12 protein-coding genes are annotated in these 15,823 nt (G+C 69.1%); 8 read left to right on the forward strand and 4 right to left on the reverse strand.

Features of this window, described 5'->3' with window-relative positions:
- The first annotated feature begins 28 nt into the window (after positions 1-28).
- Positions 29-4,810, forward strand: a complete 4,782-nt coding sequence (locus tag ACQHIV_RS07335) for an Ig-like domain repeat protein (protein WP_427892701.1) — start codon at positions 29-31, stop codon at positions 4,808-4,810.
- On the opposite strand, the gene ACQHIV_RS07340 is transcribed toward ACQHIV_RS07335, so the two are convergent.
- The 3 genes from ACQHIV_RS07340 to ACQHIV_RS07350 all read right to left on the reverse strand — a co-directional run bounded on the left by ACQHIV_RS07340 (position 4,800) and on the right by ACQHIV_RS07350 (position 9,320).
- Positions 4,800-6,170, reverse strand: a complete 1,371-nt coding sequence (locus tag ACQHIV_RS07340) for a DUF4832 domain-containing protein (RefSeq protein WP_427892702.1) — start codon at positions 6,168-6,170, stop codon at positions 4,800-4,802. The genes ACQHIV_RS07335 and ACQHIV_RS07340 overlap by 11 nt on opposite strands.
- A gap of 71 nt (positions 6,171-6,241) precedes the next feature.
- Positions 6,242-7,972: a DUF4832 domain-containing protein gene (locus tag ACQHIV_RS07345; RefSeq protein WP_427892703.1), complete on the reverse strand. Its 1,731-nt coding sequence runs from the start codon at positions 7,970-7,972 to the stop codon at positions 6,242-6,244.
- 61 nt (positions 7,973-8,033) lie between these two features.
- Complete coding sequence (locus ACQHIV_RS07350) at positions 8,034-9,320, reverse strand: ROK family protein (RefSeq protein WP_427892704.1); 1,287 nt, start codon at positions 9,318-9,320, stop codon at positions 8,034-8,036.
- A 175-nt stretch (positions 9,321-9,495) separates the two neighbouring features.
- Here ACQHIV_RS07350 and ACQHIV_RS07355 point away from each other — a divergent pair, with 175 nt between their 5' ends.
- Complete coding sequence (locus ACQHIV_RS07355) at positions 9,496-10,479, forward strand: Gfo/Idh/MocA family protein (RefSeq protein WP_427892705.1); 984 nt, start codon at positions 9,496-9,498, stop codon at positions 10,477-10,479.
- Between the two features lie 3 nt (positions 10,480-10,482).
- The gene (locus tag ACQHIV_RS07360) at positions 10,483-11,475 is read left to right on the forward strand and encodes a Gfo/Idh/MocA family protein (RefSeq protein ID WP_427892706.1); all 993 of its coding nucleotides are present in this window, start codon (positions 10,483-10,485) and stop codon (positions 11,473-11,475) included.
- Here ACQHIV_RS07360 and ACQHIV_RS07365 read toward each other — a convergent pair.
- Complete coding sequence (locus ACQHIV_RS07365) at positions 11,472-12,383, reverse strand: SDR family oxidoreductase (RefSeq protein ID WP_427892707.1); 912 nt, start codon at positions 12,381-12,383, stop codon at positions 11,472-11,474. The genes ACQHIV_RS07360 and ACQHIV_RS07365 overlap by 4 nt on opposite strands.
- A gap of 88 nt (positions 12,384-12,471) precedes the next feature.
- Between ACQHIV_RS07365 and ACQHIV_RS07370 the strand changes: the two genes are divergently transcribed.
- The 5 genes from ACQHIV_RS07370 to ACQHIV_RS07390 all read left to right on the forward strand — a co-directional run bounded on the left by ACQHIV_RS07370 (position 12,472) and on the right by ACQHIV_RS07390 (position 15,776).
- On the forward strand, positions 12,472-13,035 hold the full coding sequence (locus ACQHIV_RS07370; protein WP_427892708.1) for a TetR/AcrR family transcriptional regulator: 564 nt from the start codon (positions 12,472-12,474) through the stop codon (positions 13,033-13,035).
- Positions 13,036-13,138: 103 nt separating this feature from the next.
- Entirely contained in the window at positions 13,139-13,678 is a 540-nt protein-coding gene (locus tag ACQHIV_RS07375; protein ID WP_427892709.1) for a sigma factor-like helix-turn-helix DNA-binding protein, read from the forward strand.
- 14 nt (positions 13,679-13,692) lie between these two features.
- Complete coding sequence (locus tag ACQHIV_RS07380; RefSeq protein WP_427892710.1) at positions 13,693-14,046, forward strand: hypothetical protein; 354 nt, start codon at positions 13,693-13,695, stop codon at positions 14,044-14,046.
- 66 nt (positions 14,047-14,112) lie between these two features.
- Positions 14,113-15,150 (forward strand): LLM class flavin-dependent oxidoreductase, encoded by a 1,038-nt coding sequence (locus tag ACQHIV_RS07385; RefSeq protein WP_427892711.1) that lies wholly within the window; start codon positions 14,113-14,115, stop codon positions 15,148-15,150.
- Positions 15,147-15,776 (forward strand): NADPH-dependent F420 reductase, encoded by a 630-nt coding sequence (locus tag ACQHIV_RS07390; protein ID WP_427892712.1) that lies wholly within the window; start codon positions 15,147-15,149, stop codon positions 15,774-15,776. Before ACQHIV_RS07385 ends, ACQHIV_RS07390 begins: the two co-directional genes overlap by 4 nt.
- Positions 15,777-15,823: the final 47 nt, after the last annotated feature.

Here is a 15,823-nt window from a genome sequence, read left to right on the forward strand (position 1 = left end):
CCGCCATTGAAGGAGAGTTTCCCCTGCCATGAAACACAGACTGAGAACCGCGGCGGCGATCCTCGCCGCTGCGCTGGTCGCGGGCTCCGGCACCGCGATCGTCTCCACCACCTCCGGCGCCGAGGCGGCCGCCGCCGCGGAGTCGACCGGCGCGCCGACGCTGAACGTGCGCGACGGCCAGACCCTCGAAGGCACGATGCGCGTCACCGCCGAGCCGTCGGCCGAGAACGACTCGGTGGTCGCTCTCAAGGTCGACGGCCGGCAGCTTGACGCGGACAAGACCGCCGGTACGGCGCACTTCGCCTTCGACATGGGCGGCAATGGCACCGAGGCCCGGTACCACAACTACCTGACCGTCAACGGCCGTACCGAGAAGGTCTTCTTCCCGGACATCCCGGGCGGTCAGAGCGGCCGGCTCGACCTGCCGGGCGAGTGGCTGCACGCCGGCGCCAACACGGTCTCCGTGCACGCGGGCGCGGCGTGGGTCGACACCACGAACACCGCGGCGACCGGCTACGAGGTCCTCCCGTACGGCGAGGGCGGCCGCTGCCCGAACTACGACGACTTCGCGCTCAGCAGCCTCGGCCTGAGCCTGCTCGGCACCGCGGTCGACGGCGAGCAGAACGACTTCAGCTACAGCTTCGGCGACGGCACCTGCGGCAGCTCGAAGCGCCTGCTGACCCAGGACCTGACGTTCATCGTCACCGGCGAGCCCGGCAGTACGGCGGGGCTCCGGACGGACCTGGACACCACGAAGCTCGGCAACGGCGAGCACACGATCGTCGCGACCACCGCCTCCGGCGCCGCGGCGACCGCGAAGATCCAGGTGAACAACGCGCCGGCCGGCGCCCCGAAGATCACGCCCGCCGACGGCACCGTGGTCAAGGGCGAGCAGCCGGTGATCGCCGCCGTACCGACGGGGAGCGACCACGGCGTCGACTCGCTCGCGATCGACGGCGGCCCGGCGCAGAACGACGAGACGCTGGCGGCCGGTACAGCGACGTTCGGCGTCACCGTCGAGGCGGGCAACTCGGTCGAGGCGCGGTACCACAACTACCTGCTGGTGAACGGCAACCGGGTCGACCTCGGCGGCGACTACGGCGTCAGCGGCGCGGAGACCGCGAACGTGAAGCTGCCGCAGCGGTACCTGAAGCCCGGCGACAACGTCGTCCAGGTGAAGACCGGCGACTACAACGGCACGCTGAACGGCGCCACCTGCGCGAACCACGACGACTTCAAGATCAGTACGCCGACCCTGAGCGCGGCAGGCACCGTCACGCGCGGTACGACGTACCTGCTGACCACGACCGGGTCGACGACCACCAAGGCGGCGACGAGCGACGCGGTCCTCGCGCTCGGCGACGGGACCTGCGGGCCGAACAAGGAGGCCGAGTTCCACTTCACGATCGCGGACGCACCGACGGCGCGGACGATCGACACGCTCGGCGCCGGGACCGACGCGCGCCTGAAGGTGTACGTCGGCGGCAACGGCTCGGACAACGGGTACGACAACAAGGTGCTGGTGAACGGCGTCCCGCTGGACCTCGGGATCTGGGAGAAGGAGACCGCCGAGCTGACGTTCCCGAACGAGTGGCTGGTGCCGGGGACCAACGTGATCGAGTTCGTCGCGGGCTCCGACCACGGCAGCGCGAAGCCGGGCGGCTGCGACAACTACGACGACTTCACCCTCCGGGACTTCGAGCTCACACCCGACGGCGCGAAGGCGACGCTGCTGTCGCGGGAAGTTGCCGAGAGCAACGTGGTGATCGGCAGCGCGACGTACCCGGCCGGCTCACCGGTGACCGTCTACATCGGCGACGGTTCCTGCGGGTCCAGCCACAACGCGGTGCTGCGGAAGACGATCCTGTTCGACGTGACCGCGCCGGACGGGTCGCCGCTCGCGGCGCTCGGGCGGCGCGCCGACGTGGACACGACGACGATCGCCGACGGCGCACACTCGATCGAGGCGGTCGTGGCGGACAAGACCGCGACCCGGCACTTCACGGTCGACAACTCGGCGCCGACGGTGACGAGCAGCGTTCCGGCCGCGGGGCAGCGGATCACGTCGACGGTCGCGCTGACGGTGAACGTCGACGACGCCAACGGCCTCGCCGGTACGCCGGTGATCACGATCGACGGCAAGCCGGTCAAGCAGGGCGACCAGATCGGGCACGGTCTGCCGGCCGGTGCGCACACGATCGCGGTCACGGTCACCGACACCCTCGGCAACACGGCCGTCCGCGAGATCCACTTCACCAGCGCGAGCATCCCCGACGTACCGTCCGACCTCGGTGCGGCCGTCAGCGGCGTGAACTCCCAGACCGCGCAACTCTCGGCGAAGATCCCCGGCGAAGACGGCACCCCGCTCACCGCGACCTTCACGAAGGCTGACGTAGTAACACCAGTTCAGGGCTATCAGGGCGAGGCGTCTGATGTACCCGATTCGCTCGACGTAGCACACGACAGCACGGTCGACGTCACCTCGCTCAAGCCGTTGGACGGGAAGACTGTTGATACTTCCTCCAGCCGGGATGTGGTGTTCCAGCGGTACGACCTGAAGGCAGGCGCGGGGAGCACACTGCGGTGGGAGGGGACGATTGATCCGAAGAGGGTAGTTGCACTGAGGGCCTGGGACCGTGGTGCAAACAAGTGGGTCGTGTTGACCAGCGGGCGGGGGGTGGCTGGGCAAGCGACCGTGCTTACCGCGGGTGTTGAGGAGCGGTTTGTGGATGGGGGCGTTGTGCATGTGCTGGTGACGGGGGAGGATCCGTTCGCGGACGATCTCTCGCCGCACGACTCCTCGGCGCAGGACGACAAGGATCACTTCGAGGACCCGGCGTCGTACGACTTCTCGATCGCGCACTTCACCGACACGCAGTACCTGACCGAAGGTGCCGCGGGCGGGACGTACGACGACTGGGACGGCGTCAAGGAGCCGTCGGACGTGATGACGGCCGAGGAGCAGGCGATCTGGGCGGCGGCGTACCGCAACGAGGTGCAGTGGATCGCCGACAACAGCGCGGGCCGCAAGATCCAGTACGCCGCGCACACCGGCGACATCATCGAGAACGACTACTACGACCCGCTGGCGAAGAACCCGGACGGCTCGCTGCAGCGGCCGGGGCTGAACGAGGAGGTCGAGAAGGAGCTCGCGCTCGCGTCGTCGTACCAGGAGATCCTGGACAAGAAGGGCGTCGTCAACCAGGTCATCGCCGGTAACCACGACAACCAGCTCGGAGTCGAGACCGGTCCGGCCTCGCGGTTCAGCAAGACCTTCAGCGCGCAGCGGTACCAGGAGGTCGCGAAGGGCTGGCCGGCCGGTGCCGAGTACCACGCCTGGGACGAGAAGGTGAACGCCGACGGCTCGATCACCCCGGGCAAGGACAACCAGAACAACTACGTGCTGTTCTCGGCCGGCGGGCTGGACTTCGTCGCGGTCGGTCTGTCGTACGGCGTGACGCCGCAGGAGGCGAACTGGGCCGACTCGGTCTTCAAGCGGTACAAGGACCGCAACGGGATCCTGCTGTCCCACGACTACCTGCGTCCGTCGACCAACCCGGACGGCCGCGGCGCGGCGTTCTCGTCGCCGGACGGCTCGCCGCTGTACAAGCAGGTCGTCGAGGCGAACCCGAACGTCTTCCTGGTGCTGGCCGGTCACGAGCACGGCGTCGGCACCAACCTGAAGTCGAAGATCGGCGTCACGGTCGCGCACGACGTGGTCGAGCTGCTCGCCGACTACCAGTTCTACACGGTGCCCGCGGGCGAGCTGTGGCCGTCGCTGGTCGATGCCTCTGGCACCATCGACGTCAACGGCGACGGTACGCCGGACCACAAGGCGACGGACCGCCTGCAGTTCGGGGCGAGCTTCCTGCGGCTGCTGCAGTTCGACGTCCAGCGGGCGGAGATGCACATCGACACGTACTCGCCGTTCCTGAACAACTTCGGGGCGACCGAGTACGACCTCCGCCAGGACGGCAGCCAGACCAAGCCGCGGTACAACGGCGCCGAGGACAACCTCACGCTGCCGGTCGACCTGACCACGCGGAAGACGTCGTTCAGCACCGACTCGCTGGCCGCGTACGTCCCGAACGGCGTGGTCGGCACCGACACGGTGACCGCCAACGGTACGGCGACCGCGACGTGGACCGGGCTGAACCCGGCGACGTCGTACGGCTGGATCGTCACCGCTCGCAGTGCGGACGACGGTACCGCGGTCGCGCAGCCGGCCGTGTTCCGGACCCGCAAGGGCCGGCCGACGGTGACGGCCCAGGGCGTGTCGGTCCCGTGGGGTACGGCGGCCAAGGTGACCGTCAACGTCACCGCCGGGAGCCTGCCGGTGGACGGGACGGTCTCGTTGCTCGAGGGCTCGAAGGTGCGGGGCACCGCACCGGTGACCGCGGGCAAGGCGACGTTCACGCTTCCGGTCGGGCTGGCCGCGGGTGTGCACGCGTTGACGGCGTCGTACTCGGGCAGCGACACGTTCGAGGCCGCGCAGGGCTCTGTCAGCGTGAGTGTCAACCTGCCGCCGGCCTGGAACGCGAAGACGCTGTACAAGGCCGGCGACAAGGTCTCGTACCAGGGCAAGCCGTACCTGGCTCCCTGGGCGAGCATCCGCCAGACGCCGGGCGATCCGTACGGCGCCTGGCAGGAGCTCGCGATGACCGAGGACGGGACCACGCTGTGGACCGCGTCCAGGATCTTCGAGAAGGGCGACGTGGTGCTCTACCAGAACAAGCGCTACCAGGCCAAGTGGTGGACCCGGAACCAGGTCCCGGGCGATCCTTACGGGCCTTGGGCACCTATCGGATAGTCACCGTCTGCTGTAGGTCGTTGTAGCCGGTGGCCGGCTGCCAGGTTCCGTTGTTCGCGAAACGCAGCGCATACACCGCGTTGTAGGTCTCACTGGAACCTGGCAGCCGGCCCTGCCCCTGAAGCTTCGGATCAGCCACGTTGAGCAGCACCTTGTAGGTTCCTGGTACTGGGGGAGCTTTCACTGTCCAGTTCAGGGTGATCGGGGCGCCGGGGTTCCAGCGGCGGGGATCGGCGGGAACGTTGTACTTGTAGGTGTGCTTGCTGTTCTGGAAGATCAGCTGGACTTGGCGCGGGTTGTACGGTGCCGCCCACCCGTCGTTCCGCAGCTGCACGTTGACGCGGACGTTTCCACGGGACTGACTCACGGTGGATTGGGTGAGCGCGAACCGGTAGCCCAACTTCTGCTTCGCGATCTCGATGTTGGACCCCCAGCTCGCCAGCACGTCCGGGTGGTACTCGATGTTCAGGAACGAGAAGTGCAGCCGCGCCATCTCGGCCGCCGCCGACGGCCACTCCGACCGCGGCGCGTCCACGCCGCAGGTCTCACCGCCCTCCGGCACATAGTTGGTGTCCTGGGCAACGAAATCCTTGTCCAGCTCGATTGGGTCGCTCAGGTATGTGCCGTAGTCGTCGGGACTCGCGAGGAAGCAGTCGTTGTGCTGCCCGATCCGCGCCACCGCGGACCCGTCGTACGCCTGCGCCGCGGTCAGACCGCCCGCGGTCCCGGTCGGTACGCCGTACATCCGCTGCTTCATGTACGGCGTCCGCACCTGGACCATCCGGTCCTTCGGCAGCGCCTGGAGCAGCGCGTCGACGACCGCCTTGCGGTCCGCCCAGTTCTGGTCGGAGACCTGGCTCGGGTCCGCGGGGTTCGAGAAGTAGTCGGTGTAGTAGCCCTCGCCCCAGAGCCCGACGAACCCCGACTGGACGACCTCGATCATGTCGGAGTTTGCCCGCAGGATCGGAGTGAGCTGCTTGATCTGCTTGAGGACGCGCGCCACCGGAGCGTCGCCGTACGGCGTGGGCGGCGGCCACCCGGCACCGGGCAGCGCGTAGGCGAAGCGGACGATCAGCTTGACGCCGGCGGCGCGGGCGGCGTTGAAGTCGGCCTGCATCAGGTCGAGGTAGTGCTTGTCGATCACGTCCTGCTTCGCGAACTTCTCCAGGTAGAACAACCGGAGGACCTGGGTGATGTGCTCCTGGGTGCGGAAGGTGCGCAGCTTGGTGACGTCGAGCGGGACGTAGCCGGAGTTGTCGGCGTAATAGTGGGTCTCGGCGTGGTGGTAGAAGCCGCGCTCCTGGTTGGCGATCACCTCGTCGTTCGTCGTGTAGGTGACCGTCGTAGCTTCTTGTGCCATGGCCGTTTGAGTAGGTAGCAGCAGACCGATCGCTGCGAGAGCTGTGACGAGCCGTCTCATCTGGGGATCTCCTAGCTGACAGTGAGCGTGTGCAGGAGCGAGTTCATCCCGGTCGCCGCGTCCCAGGTTCCCTGGTTCGCGAGGCGGATCGAGTACTCGGGGCGTGTGGACAGGAGCGGATCCGGCAGGTTGAGCAGCAGGTCGTACGAACCTGCCGGGACGCCGGCCGGAACGGTGACGGTCTGGTCGACGGTGGTCGACGTACCGGCGGTCCAGCGGCGCGGGTCCGCGGTGAGCGGGAGCTTGTAGGTGCTGCCGGTGGAGGTGTTCCGCAGTACCAGCTCGAGGCTGCGGGGGTTGAACGGGGTTGCGTAGCCGTCGTTGTGGACGGTGAACGAGATCGGCAAGCTGCCGCCTCGGGCCGCCGTGGCGGGGTAGGTGCCGGACTCGAGGCGGAAGCGGTAGCCGAGGTTCTTGGTGATGTCGGCGAGGCAGCCGCCGGTGTTCCAGGAGTTGAGGACGTTCGGCTCGTAGTCGGTGTTGAGGAACGACCAGTGGAACTGCGCGAGTTCGGTCGTGGCGGTCGGGCATTGGGAACGCGGCGGGTTGGTGCCGCAGGTCTCGCCGCCCATGGCGACGTACGTCGTGTCGGCCTGGAGGTACGGGTACTCGACGGAGGTGTTCTCGTACGTGCCGAAGTCGTCCGGGCTGGCGAGGAAGCAGTCGTTGTGGTGACCGATCCGGGACAGCGCCGAGCCGTTGTAGGCGTCCGAGGGCTGGACGGCGGTGGTGGAGTACATGGTGCGTTTGAACTTCGGCGTCCGGAGCTGGATCATCCGGGAGCTCGGGACGACGCTGAGGAGTTTGTCGGTGACCGCCTTGCGGTTCGCCCAGTCGGTGCTGGAGATCGTGCCGGCGTTGCCGAAGTTCTGCGTGTAGTACCACTCGCCCCACGCGCCGATGAGGCCGGCTTGGACGACGGCGATGACGTCCTGTCCGGCGGTCAAGTACGGCGCCAGCTGGTCGAGGTGCTGGAGGACGCGGTCCTTGCTGGTGTCGTCGCCGGTGGTCGAGGTCGTGTAGGCGAAGCGGAGCACCATCTTCAGGCCGGCCGCGCGGACGATGTTGATCTGCTGTTGCAGGTGGTCGAGGGCGGTCTGCGCGATCGGGCCGTTCTTGTAGTCCGCCAGGTAGAAGACACACATCACCAGCGAGATGCCTTGGGTGGTGCGGTAGTTCTCCAGGGTGGCCTGGGAGAAGTCGGCCTTGTCACAGTCGCCGGTGTGGTGGTAGAGGCCGCGCTCGGGGTTCGCGAAGTTGTCGGTCGACGGGGTGTAGGTGACTCCGCCGGTCCCGCCGGTGTACATCTGGGTGTACTTCGTGGACGTCTCGAGCGGCGCTTCCGCCTGGAAGACCAGGTCGGCGTCGCCGGGGGTGGCGGCCTCGCCCAGGTCCGACCGGTTCACGGTCCACTGGGCGACACCGCCGGTGTTCGTGAACGTGACTGCCTTCAGCAGCGTCCAGCTCCAGCCGGTGCCGGTGTGCTGGTAGAGGTTGCCGTTCTCGACCAGGTAGTCGGCGCCGATGCCGCCCTGGGCGTAGCCGGTGGACAGGTTGCGGTCGGTGTCGACGTACGTCCGGAGGTACTGCGGGGTGCCGGTGTAGCTGAAGCGGTACGTGACGGTGGTGGCCGTGTTGGTCGCGCCGGCGCCGCTGATGGTGGCGTGGGCCGGGGTCGTGACGACGGCGGCGAGCAGCGCGCCGACCGTGGCGAGGGTGGTGAGCAGGCGGAACGGACGCATGATGATGCTTCCTCTCGCTGGGCGTGGCGATGGGATAATCATGGAGTCCAGGGAAATTATGTCAAGGTCTGAGCCCGTCGGTGATGGCCGCCTCCACCTCGTCCAGCGCGAGCCGGACCGCCCCGAGCGCCACCCCTTCGTCGGCGAACGCCGAGACCCGGATCTCCGGCGTCCGCAGGCACCACCGCTCCAGCTCCCGCCGCAACGGCTCCACCATCACGTCCGCCGACCGCGAGAACCCGCCCCCGATCACCACCAACTGCGGATCCAGCGCCAGCACCAACGCCGACGCCCCGATCGCCAGATCCTGCACATACCGCTCCACCGCCCCCCGAGCCACCCCATCACCCGCCCGAGCCGCCCCGAACACCCGCTCAAACCCATCCACCACCTCACCACCCCCACCCACCCCCGCGCCTCCCTCGCCCACCCCGGCCCCGGCCTCCACCCCGGCCCCCGCCTCCGCGCCGGCTCCTGCTTCGGCGGGGCGTGGGGTGGTGGGTGGGTTGTTCTCGAGCCAGGTGTGGAGATGCTGTGGGGCCTGCTGCCAGCCTGCGGCGGGGAGGGCGCCGATCTCGCCGGACCAGTTGGCGAAGCCGCGATGCAGCTTGCCGTCGATGATCAGCCCGGCCCCGGTCCGCAGCCCGGCGAGCAGGAACACCACGTCCTTCGCATACCGCGCCACCCCACGCCACGTTTCCGCCAGCGCCGCGAGCTTGCAGTCGTTCTCCACCCGCACGGCGCCTGGCACCAACCGCCGTACATGCGCCCCCAGATCAACCCCGCTCCACTCCGGCAGCGAGTCCGACAACATGACCTTCCCCGCACCGTCCACAAGCCCGGTCGTCGCCACCCCGGCCGCCCAGATCGACACGCCACGCTGCCCACGCTGATCGGGGGTGCGGGCGGAGCGGCGGGTGGTCGGGATACCGGCCGCGGTGAGTGCCTTGGTGACGCACTTGTCGACGGCCGCCAGCCGCTCGCGGCGGCCGGCTTCGGCCGGGACCTCGACGCGTGCCTGGTGGAGGACTTCGCCGTCGAGGTCGGTGACCAGCGCGAGGATCTTGTGGCCGCCGATGTCGACGCCGAGCAGCCGGCCGGCGCCGGAGTTGAAGCGGTAGCGGCGTGCCGGGCGGCCGACGCCGCCCGCGGCGGGCGCCACCTCGACCAGCAACCCGCGCCCGAGGAGGTCCCGCGCCACGTCCTCGGTGGAAGCGCGCGACAGTCCTGTGCGTTTCGACAGTTCGGTGAGCGTCAGCGGCTGATTTCCGCGCAACTCCCGCAGGACGGCGGTCGCGTTCAGTTGGCGCAACCGGGACAGATCCCCGCCGGCCGGCTCCTCGCTCATCCGCGACTCCTAATCCTGGTCTCCTGGATAACTATAAGCACCCGGACTGCGCGCGGGTCTCAGCGTGTGAACGCCCCCGGAAGAACCCTGTTGCGGACTCCTGACAACGTTGTACCGTGATCTGCCGACGGTCGATCAGAAACGTTTCCGCAGGTTTCCACTGAGGAGGACCAGCGTGTCCAATCCACTGAAGATCGCGACGCTCAGCTTCTGGCACGTGCATGCCGGCGACTACTCGAGACAGGCCCAGGCGCATCCCGGGACGGACCTGGTGGCCGTCTGGGACGACGACGCCGACCGCGGCCGCGAAGGCGCCGAGCGGTTCGGTGCCGAGTACGTCGACGACCTGGACGCGCTGCTGGCGCGCGACGATCTCGACGGCGTGGTGGTCACGACGCCGACCGACGTACACCGCGACATCATGGTGAAGGCCGCCCGGGCCGGCAAGCACATCTTCACCGAGAAGGTCCTGGCGCCGACGGTCGCCGAGGCCGAGGAGATCGTCGCCGCCACCGACGCCGCCGGCGTGAAGCTGGTCGTCTCACTGCCGCGGCTGTACCACGGCTACACGACGGCGATCCGCGAAGTACTCGACAAGGGCACGCTCGGCACGCTGACGTACGGCCGGGTCCGCCTGTCGCACGACGGCGCGATCGGCCGTGACGGCAAGGAGGGCTGGCTGCCGCAGCGGTTCTTCGAGCCGAAGGCCGCGATCGGCGGTGCGCTCACCGACCTCGGCTGCCACCCGGTGTACCTGACCCAGCTGTTCCTCGGCGCGCAGCCCGAGACCGTGAGCGCGACGTACCGCTCGATCGCCGGGCGCGGGCTGGAGGACAACGCTGTCGTGGTGGCCGGGTACGGCGACCAGCGGATCGGCGTGATCGAGGCCGGATTCGCGAGCAACAACCCGTTCACGATCGAGCTGTTCGGGACCGAGGGGACGCTCACGTACACCGACGCCGGCAACGTGCTGCTGGTGAACGGCGAGCAGGTCGACGTACCCGAGCATGCGCCGGACGCGTTCGCGCAGTGGGTCGATCACATCAACGACGGCACCCGCGCGGACGACAACATCGCACGTGCGGTCGAGCTGACCCGCCTGGTGGTGGCGGCGAACGCGGCGGCCGAGTCCAACCGAGTGATTTCCTACAAGGAGTAGCAGATGATCAAGGTTGGGTTGATCGGCGCGGGCGGGATCGCCTCGGCGCACATCAAAGGGTACGAGGCGCACTCCGGCAAGATCGGCGTGACGGCCGTCGCGGATGCCGTCGAGGAGACCGCCAAGAAGCGCGGCGAGGAGCTGGGCGCCACGCCGTACACCGACTACAAGGAGATGCTGGCCGGCGAGGAGCTGGACGCGGTCGACATCTGCCTGCCGCACCATCTGCACCGGGACGCGATCGTCGCGGCCGCCGAAGCCGGCAAGCACATCCTCTGCGAGAAGCCGCTGTGCCTGTCCGCCGAGGAGGCGGCCGACGTCCGCAAGGCGGTCACCGAGAACGGCGTGACGCTGATGTGCGCGCACAACCAGCTGTTCATGCCGGCGGTCGCGAAGGCGCGGGAACTGTTGCAGGGCGGCACGATCGGCACCGTCTACGAGGTCCGGACGACCGACAGCTTCTACAACGACTTCGACCCGAGCACGATGGGCTGGCGGGCGAGCAGCAAGACGAGTGGCGGTGGCGAGCTCATTGACACCGGGTACCACCCCACCTACCTGATGCTGCACCTGGCCGGCGGCATGCCGGTCGAAGCGACCGCGATGCTCTCCACGCACCGGTTGAAGTTCATGGAGGGCGAGGACTCCGCGCAGGTGCTGATCAGGTTCGACAACGGAGTCGTCGGGCAGCTCGTGACCAGCTGGGCGTACCAGCCGGCCGAGTCCACCGAGCGGTTCTCCGCGGTCGGCGAGCTGGGCTCACTGACCAGCGACGGTACGACGCTCTCGTACCGGCTGCGCTCCGGCGAGACCGAGACGTTCGAGTTCGAGCCGGTCGACACGTTCGTCGCCGAGATCGGCCACTTCGCCGACTCCCTCGCCGGCAAGCAGCGCCCGCTGCACACCGAGGAGGAAGGCATCGCCGTCCTCGGCATCCTGCTGGCCGCCTACGAGGGTTCGAAGTCAAAGACCGTCGCGCCGGTCCTGAAGGTCTAGTTCTCCTTGAAGTAGAAGCCTTCCGCGAGGTCGGCGAGCAGGTCCGGGTGGGTGGGCTGCCAGTTGAGCAGCTCGCTCGTCCGGGCCGCCGAGGTCGGGTTGTCCATCTGGGCGAACTGGCTCAGGAAGCCGACGTACTCCGCCGCCTCGTCCGGCGTGACCGAACGCGCCGGCAGGTCGAGCCCGCGGCCGATGGCCTCCGCGATCGTGCGGAACTCGATGCCCTCGTCCTGGACGGCGTGCAGCCGGCTGCCCGCGGGTGCGGACTCCAGCGCGAGCCGGTACGCCCGGGCCGCGTCGAGCGTGTGCACCGCCGGCCACCGGTTCTTCCCGTCGCCGACGTACGCCGCGAAACCGTTGCGCCGGGCGAACGAGATCAGCGACGGGGCGAACCCGTGCAGGTCGAGGCGGCTGTGGGTGATCGCCGGCAGCCGGACGATCGACGTACGGACGCCCTTGCCGGCCAGGTCGACGACGAAGTTCTCGGCGTCGATGCGGTAGCCGCCGTTCGGGTCGTGGTCCGCCTCGGTCGCGACCCGGCCCTGCTGCAGGTGCGCGAGCATGCCGGTGCCCGACGTACTGACGAGCGGCTTGTCGGTGCCGGCCAGGGCGTCGCCGATCGCCTGCAGGGCGGCGAGATCGGACTCCGCCGCGCCGGCCAGGTCGCCCACGACCATCGCGTCGTGCCGGAACGCGAGGTGGACGACGCCGTCGGCCGCGGCGGCCGCCGCCCGCAGCCGGTCGAGGTCGTGCAGGTCGCCGCGGACCGCCTCGGCGCCCCACTCGGTGAGCCGTTTCGCCGACTCCTCCGACCGCGCCAGGCCGAGCACCTGGTGACCGTTGTGCAGGAGCTCCGGGACCAGCGCCGACCCGACGTGCCCGGACGCTCCGGTGATGAATACGCGCATGACTGTCCTTCCAGAAGTGATGTCATTGACTGACATCACCGATGCTACACCCTGATGTCACTCGATGACATCGGCTAGGATCGGCGGCATGGGACGGTGGGAACCGGACGCGGCCGGACGGCTGCGAGAGGCCGCGATGGCGCTGTACGCCGAGCGCGGGTACGACGGCACGACCGTCGCCGAGATCGCCGACCGGGCCGGGGTCACCGCGCGGACGTTCTTCCGGCACTTCGCGGACAAGCGCGAGGTACTGTTCGCCGGGTCCGAGCTGCTGCAGGAGCACATGGTCGCCGCGCTCGCGGCCGCGCCGGCGGACGCGACCCCGATGGCGGCGATGACGACCGCGGTGCTCGCCTCGGCCGACTTCTTCGACGACATCCGCCGCGAGTACTCGCGCCGCCGCGCCGCGGTGATCATGTCGACGCCGGAGCTGCAGGAACGCGAGCTGATCAAGATGGCAAAGCTCACCACCGCCCTCACCCAGGCCCTGCTCGACCGCGGCGTCCCCCCGGACATCGCCGCCCTCGCGTCCGAAACGGGTGTCGCGGTCTTCCGCGTCTCGTTCGAACGCTGGATCAGCGCACCGGACGACGTACCGATCGCCGACGTCCTCCAGACGACGCTGAAGAACCTCGCCGCACTCACGTCCTAGCGCCCGGCGGGAGACGTACATCGGGCCGTGGCTGCCGGAGCCGGTCGACACCAGCGCCGACCCGTACCTCGGGGCGGAGCACGGCGAGGCGCTGAGCTTCGCCGTGCTGCTGGTGCTCGAGCGGCTGTCGCCGACCGAGCGGGCGGCGTACATCCTGCGGGAGGCGTTCGACTACCCGTACGACGAGCTGGCCTCGATGCTGGAGACGACGGCGCCGGCGGTTCGGCAGCTGGTCAGCCGGGCGCGGAAGCGGATCCGCGCGGAAGGTCGTACGGAGGTGACCGGGCCGGAGCAGAAGAGGTTGCTCACGGCGTTCATCGCGGCGGCCCGTTCGGGTGACCTGCCGGTGCTCGAACGGTTGCTGACCGCCGACGCGGTCAGCTACTCGGACGGGAACGGCGCGCGCCAGGTGTCGAAGTTCCCGGTCGTCGGTGGGGAACGGGTGGCGAAGTTCCACCGCGCGTTCGCCTCGCACTTCTGGAACGACGTTCGAGTGGAGCTAGGTGAGGTGAACGGCGCCGCGGGCGCGATGCTGTACCGCGACAACAGGATGTTCGCGGTCTGCATCGTCTCGGTCTCGGCCGACGGGATCCGAGAGGTGATGTGGCAGTTCAACGGGGCGAAGCTGACCGCGGTCGCTTGAGCAGGAGGATCAGTGTGTTCAAGCGAAGCGAAGATGCGGTCGTACACCGGTTCGCGACGGCGTGCCGCGCCGGCAGTCCCGGTGCGGTGCGGAGCCTGCTGACCCGGGAGGTCGTCGCGGTCAGCGACGGCGGCGGCCGGGTCGGCACGCCCGGTCGGAGCCACGGCCCGAACGAGGTCGCGCGGCGGGTGACCGAGCTGATTGTCCCGGGCGTCGAGCTGTCCGTCGAGGCGGTGAACGGGCAGCCTGGCGTCGTACTACGGGTCGCGGGCCGGGTCGTCGCGGTGGTCAGCCTGCGGGTCACTGGCGCGAAGGTGGCGGCGGTGTGGATCGTGGTGAACCCGGACAAGCTGCGGCACTGGGAATGAACCCCGCCCACTCTGGTGTTGACATGTCAACCTAGACTTGCTGGGACTGGACAGGAGCGTGCAGACATGACCGAGGTCGCCTTCGGGCTCGACACCTTCGGGGACATCCCGGTGGACGACGCCGGTGCGCCGGTGACCGCCGCGGCGGCGATCCGGCAGGTGGTGGACGAGGCGGTGCTGGCCGACCAGATCGGCGTCGACGCGATCGCGCTCGGCGAGCACCACCGGCCGGAGTTCTCGATCTCGACGCCGGAGACGGTGCTCGCCGGGATCGCCACGAAGACGCAGAACATCAAGCTCGGGTCGGGCGTGACCGTGCTGAGCTCGGACGACCCGGTGCGGGTGTTCCAGCGGTTCTCGACCGTGGACGCGCTGTCGAACGGGCGCGCCGAGGTGATCCTCGGGCGCGGGTCGTTCACCGAGTCGTTCCCGCTGTTCGGGTACGACCTGGCCGACTACGACAAGCTGTTCGAGGAGAAGCTGGAGCTGTTCGTGCGGCTGCTCGACGAGAAGCCGGTGACCTGGGAAGGCACGGTCCGGGCGGCGCTGGACAGCCAGGACGTCTACCCGAAGACCGAGTCCGGCCGGCTGACCACCTGGGTCGGCGTCGGCGGATCACCGCAGTCCGTGGTGCGGACGGCGTACTACGGGCTGCCGTTGATGCTCGCGATCATCGGCGGCTCGCCGGAGCGGTTCGCGCCGTACGTCGACCTGTACCAGCGGGCCGCGGAGCAGTTCGGGACCGTCGCGCATCCGGTCGGGATGCACTCGCCGGGGTTCGTCGCGGACACCGACGAGGAGGCGAAGGAGATCTACTTCGCGCCGTACAAGGTGATGCGGGACCGGATCGGCGCGCTCCGCGGCTGGCCGCCGTTGAAGCGCGAGGAGTTCGAGTCCGAGGTGCTGCACGGGTCGATGTACGTCGGCTCGCCGGAGACGGTGGCGCGCCGGATCGCCGGCGCGGTGCGGGCGATCGACGCGAAGCGGTTCGACCTGATCTACTCCGGCGGCCCGCTGCCGACGAGCGCCCGGCTGAAGGCGGTCGAGCTGTACGGGACGAAGGTGGTCCCGCTGGTCCGCGAGCTCCTGGCGGAGTCCAAGTGACGACCATCGGCATTCTCGGCGCCGGCAAGGTCGGCACGGTGCTGGCGAGGCTGGCGGTCGCGGCCGGGTACAAGGTGCTGATCGCGGGGTCCGGCGACGTCTCGAAGATCGCGCTGATCGTCGAGGTCGTGACGCCCGGCGCGGTCGCGGTGACCGCTGCCGAGGCGGCCGCGGCGGACGTGGTGATCCTGGCGCTGCCGCTCGGGAAGTACCGGACGATCCCGGTGGCCGAACTGCGCGGCAAGCTCGTCGTCGACGCGATGAACTACTGGTGGGAGGTCGACGGCATCCGCGACGACCTCACCGACCCGCGGACGTCGTCGTCGGAGATCGTGCAGGAGTTCCTGCCCGGCTCCCGCGTCGTGAAGGCCTTCAACCACATGGGCTACCACGACCTCGACGAAGGCCCCCGCCCCGCCGGATCTCCCGACCGTAAGGCCATCGCCGTCGCCGGCGCCGCCGAGGACGCCGCCGAGGTGGCCGACCTCGTCGACGCCCTCGGCTTCGACCCCGTTCTGATCGGCCCGCTGCCGGAAGGCAAACGCCTGGAACCGGGCACCGAGCCCTTCGGCGCCAACGTCGACGCCGAGGCCCTTCGGAGCATGCTCGGCCAGGCGCGGGCGTAGGGCGCGTACCGAAGAACGGGTAATAGCCGGCTGGGTGAGCCTGTTCA

This window comes from Kribbella polygonati (assembly GCF_050320105.1).
Classification (GTDB): Bacteria; Actinomycetota; Actinomycetes; order Propionibacteriales; family Kribbellaceae; genus Kribbella.

Coding starts and splice junctions, on each gene's coding strand:
- ACQHIV_RS07345 (WP_427892703.1), bottom strand. CDS start 7,972: ATGCGTCCGTTCCGCCTGCTCACCACCCTCGCCACGGTCGGCGCGCTG.
- ACQHIV_RS07350 (WP_427892704.1), bottom strand. CDS start 9,320: ATGAGCGAGGAGCCGGCCGGCGGGGATCTGTCCCGGTTGCGCCAACTG.
- ACQHIV_RS07360 (WP_427892706.1), top strand. CDS start 10,483: ATGATCAAGGTTGGGTTGATCGGCGCGGGCGGGATCGCCTCGGCGCAC.
- ACQHIV_RS07385 (WP_427892711.1), top strand. CDS start 14,113: ATGACCGAGGTCGCCTTCGGGCTCGACACCTTCGGGGACATCCCGGTG.
- ACQHIV_RS07370 (WP_427892708.1), top strand. CDS start 12,472: ATGGGACGGTGGGAACCGGACGCGGCCGGACGGCTGCGAGAGGCCGCG.
- ACQHIV_RS07340 (WP_427892702.1), bottom strand. CDS start 6,170: ATGGCACAAGAAGCTACGACGGTCACCTACACGACGAACGACGAGGTG.
- ACQHIV_RS07365 (WP_427892707.1), bottom strand. CDS start 12,383: ATGCGCGTATTCATCACCGGAGCGTCCGGGCACGTCGGGTCGGCGCTG.
- ACQHIV_RS07335 (WP_427892701.1), top strand. CDS start 29: ATGAAACACAGACTGAGAACCGCGGCGGCGATCCTCGCCGCTGCGCTG.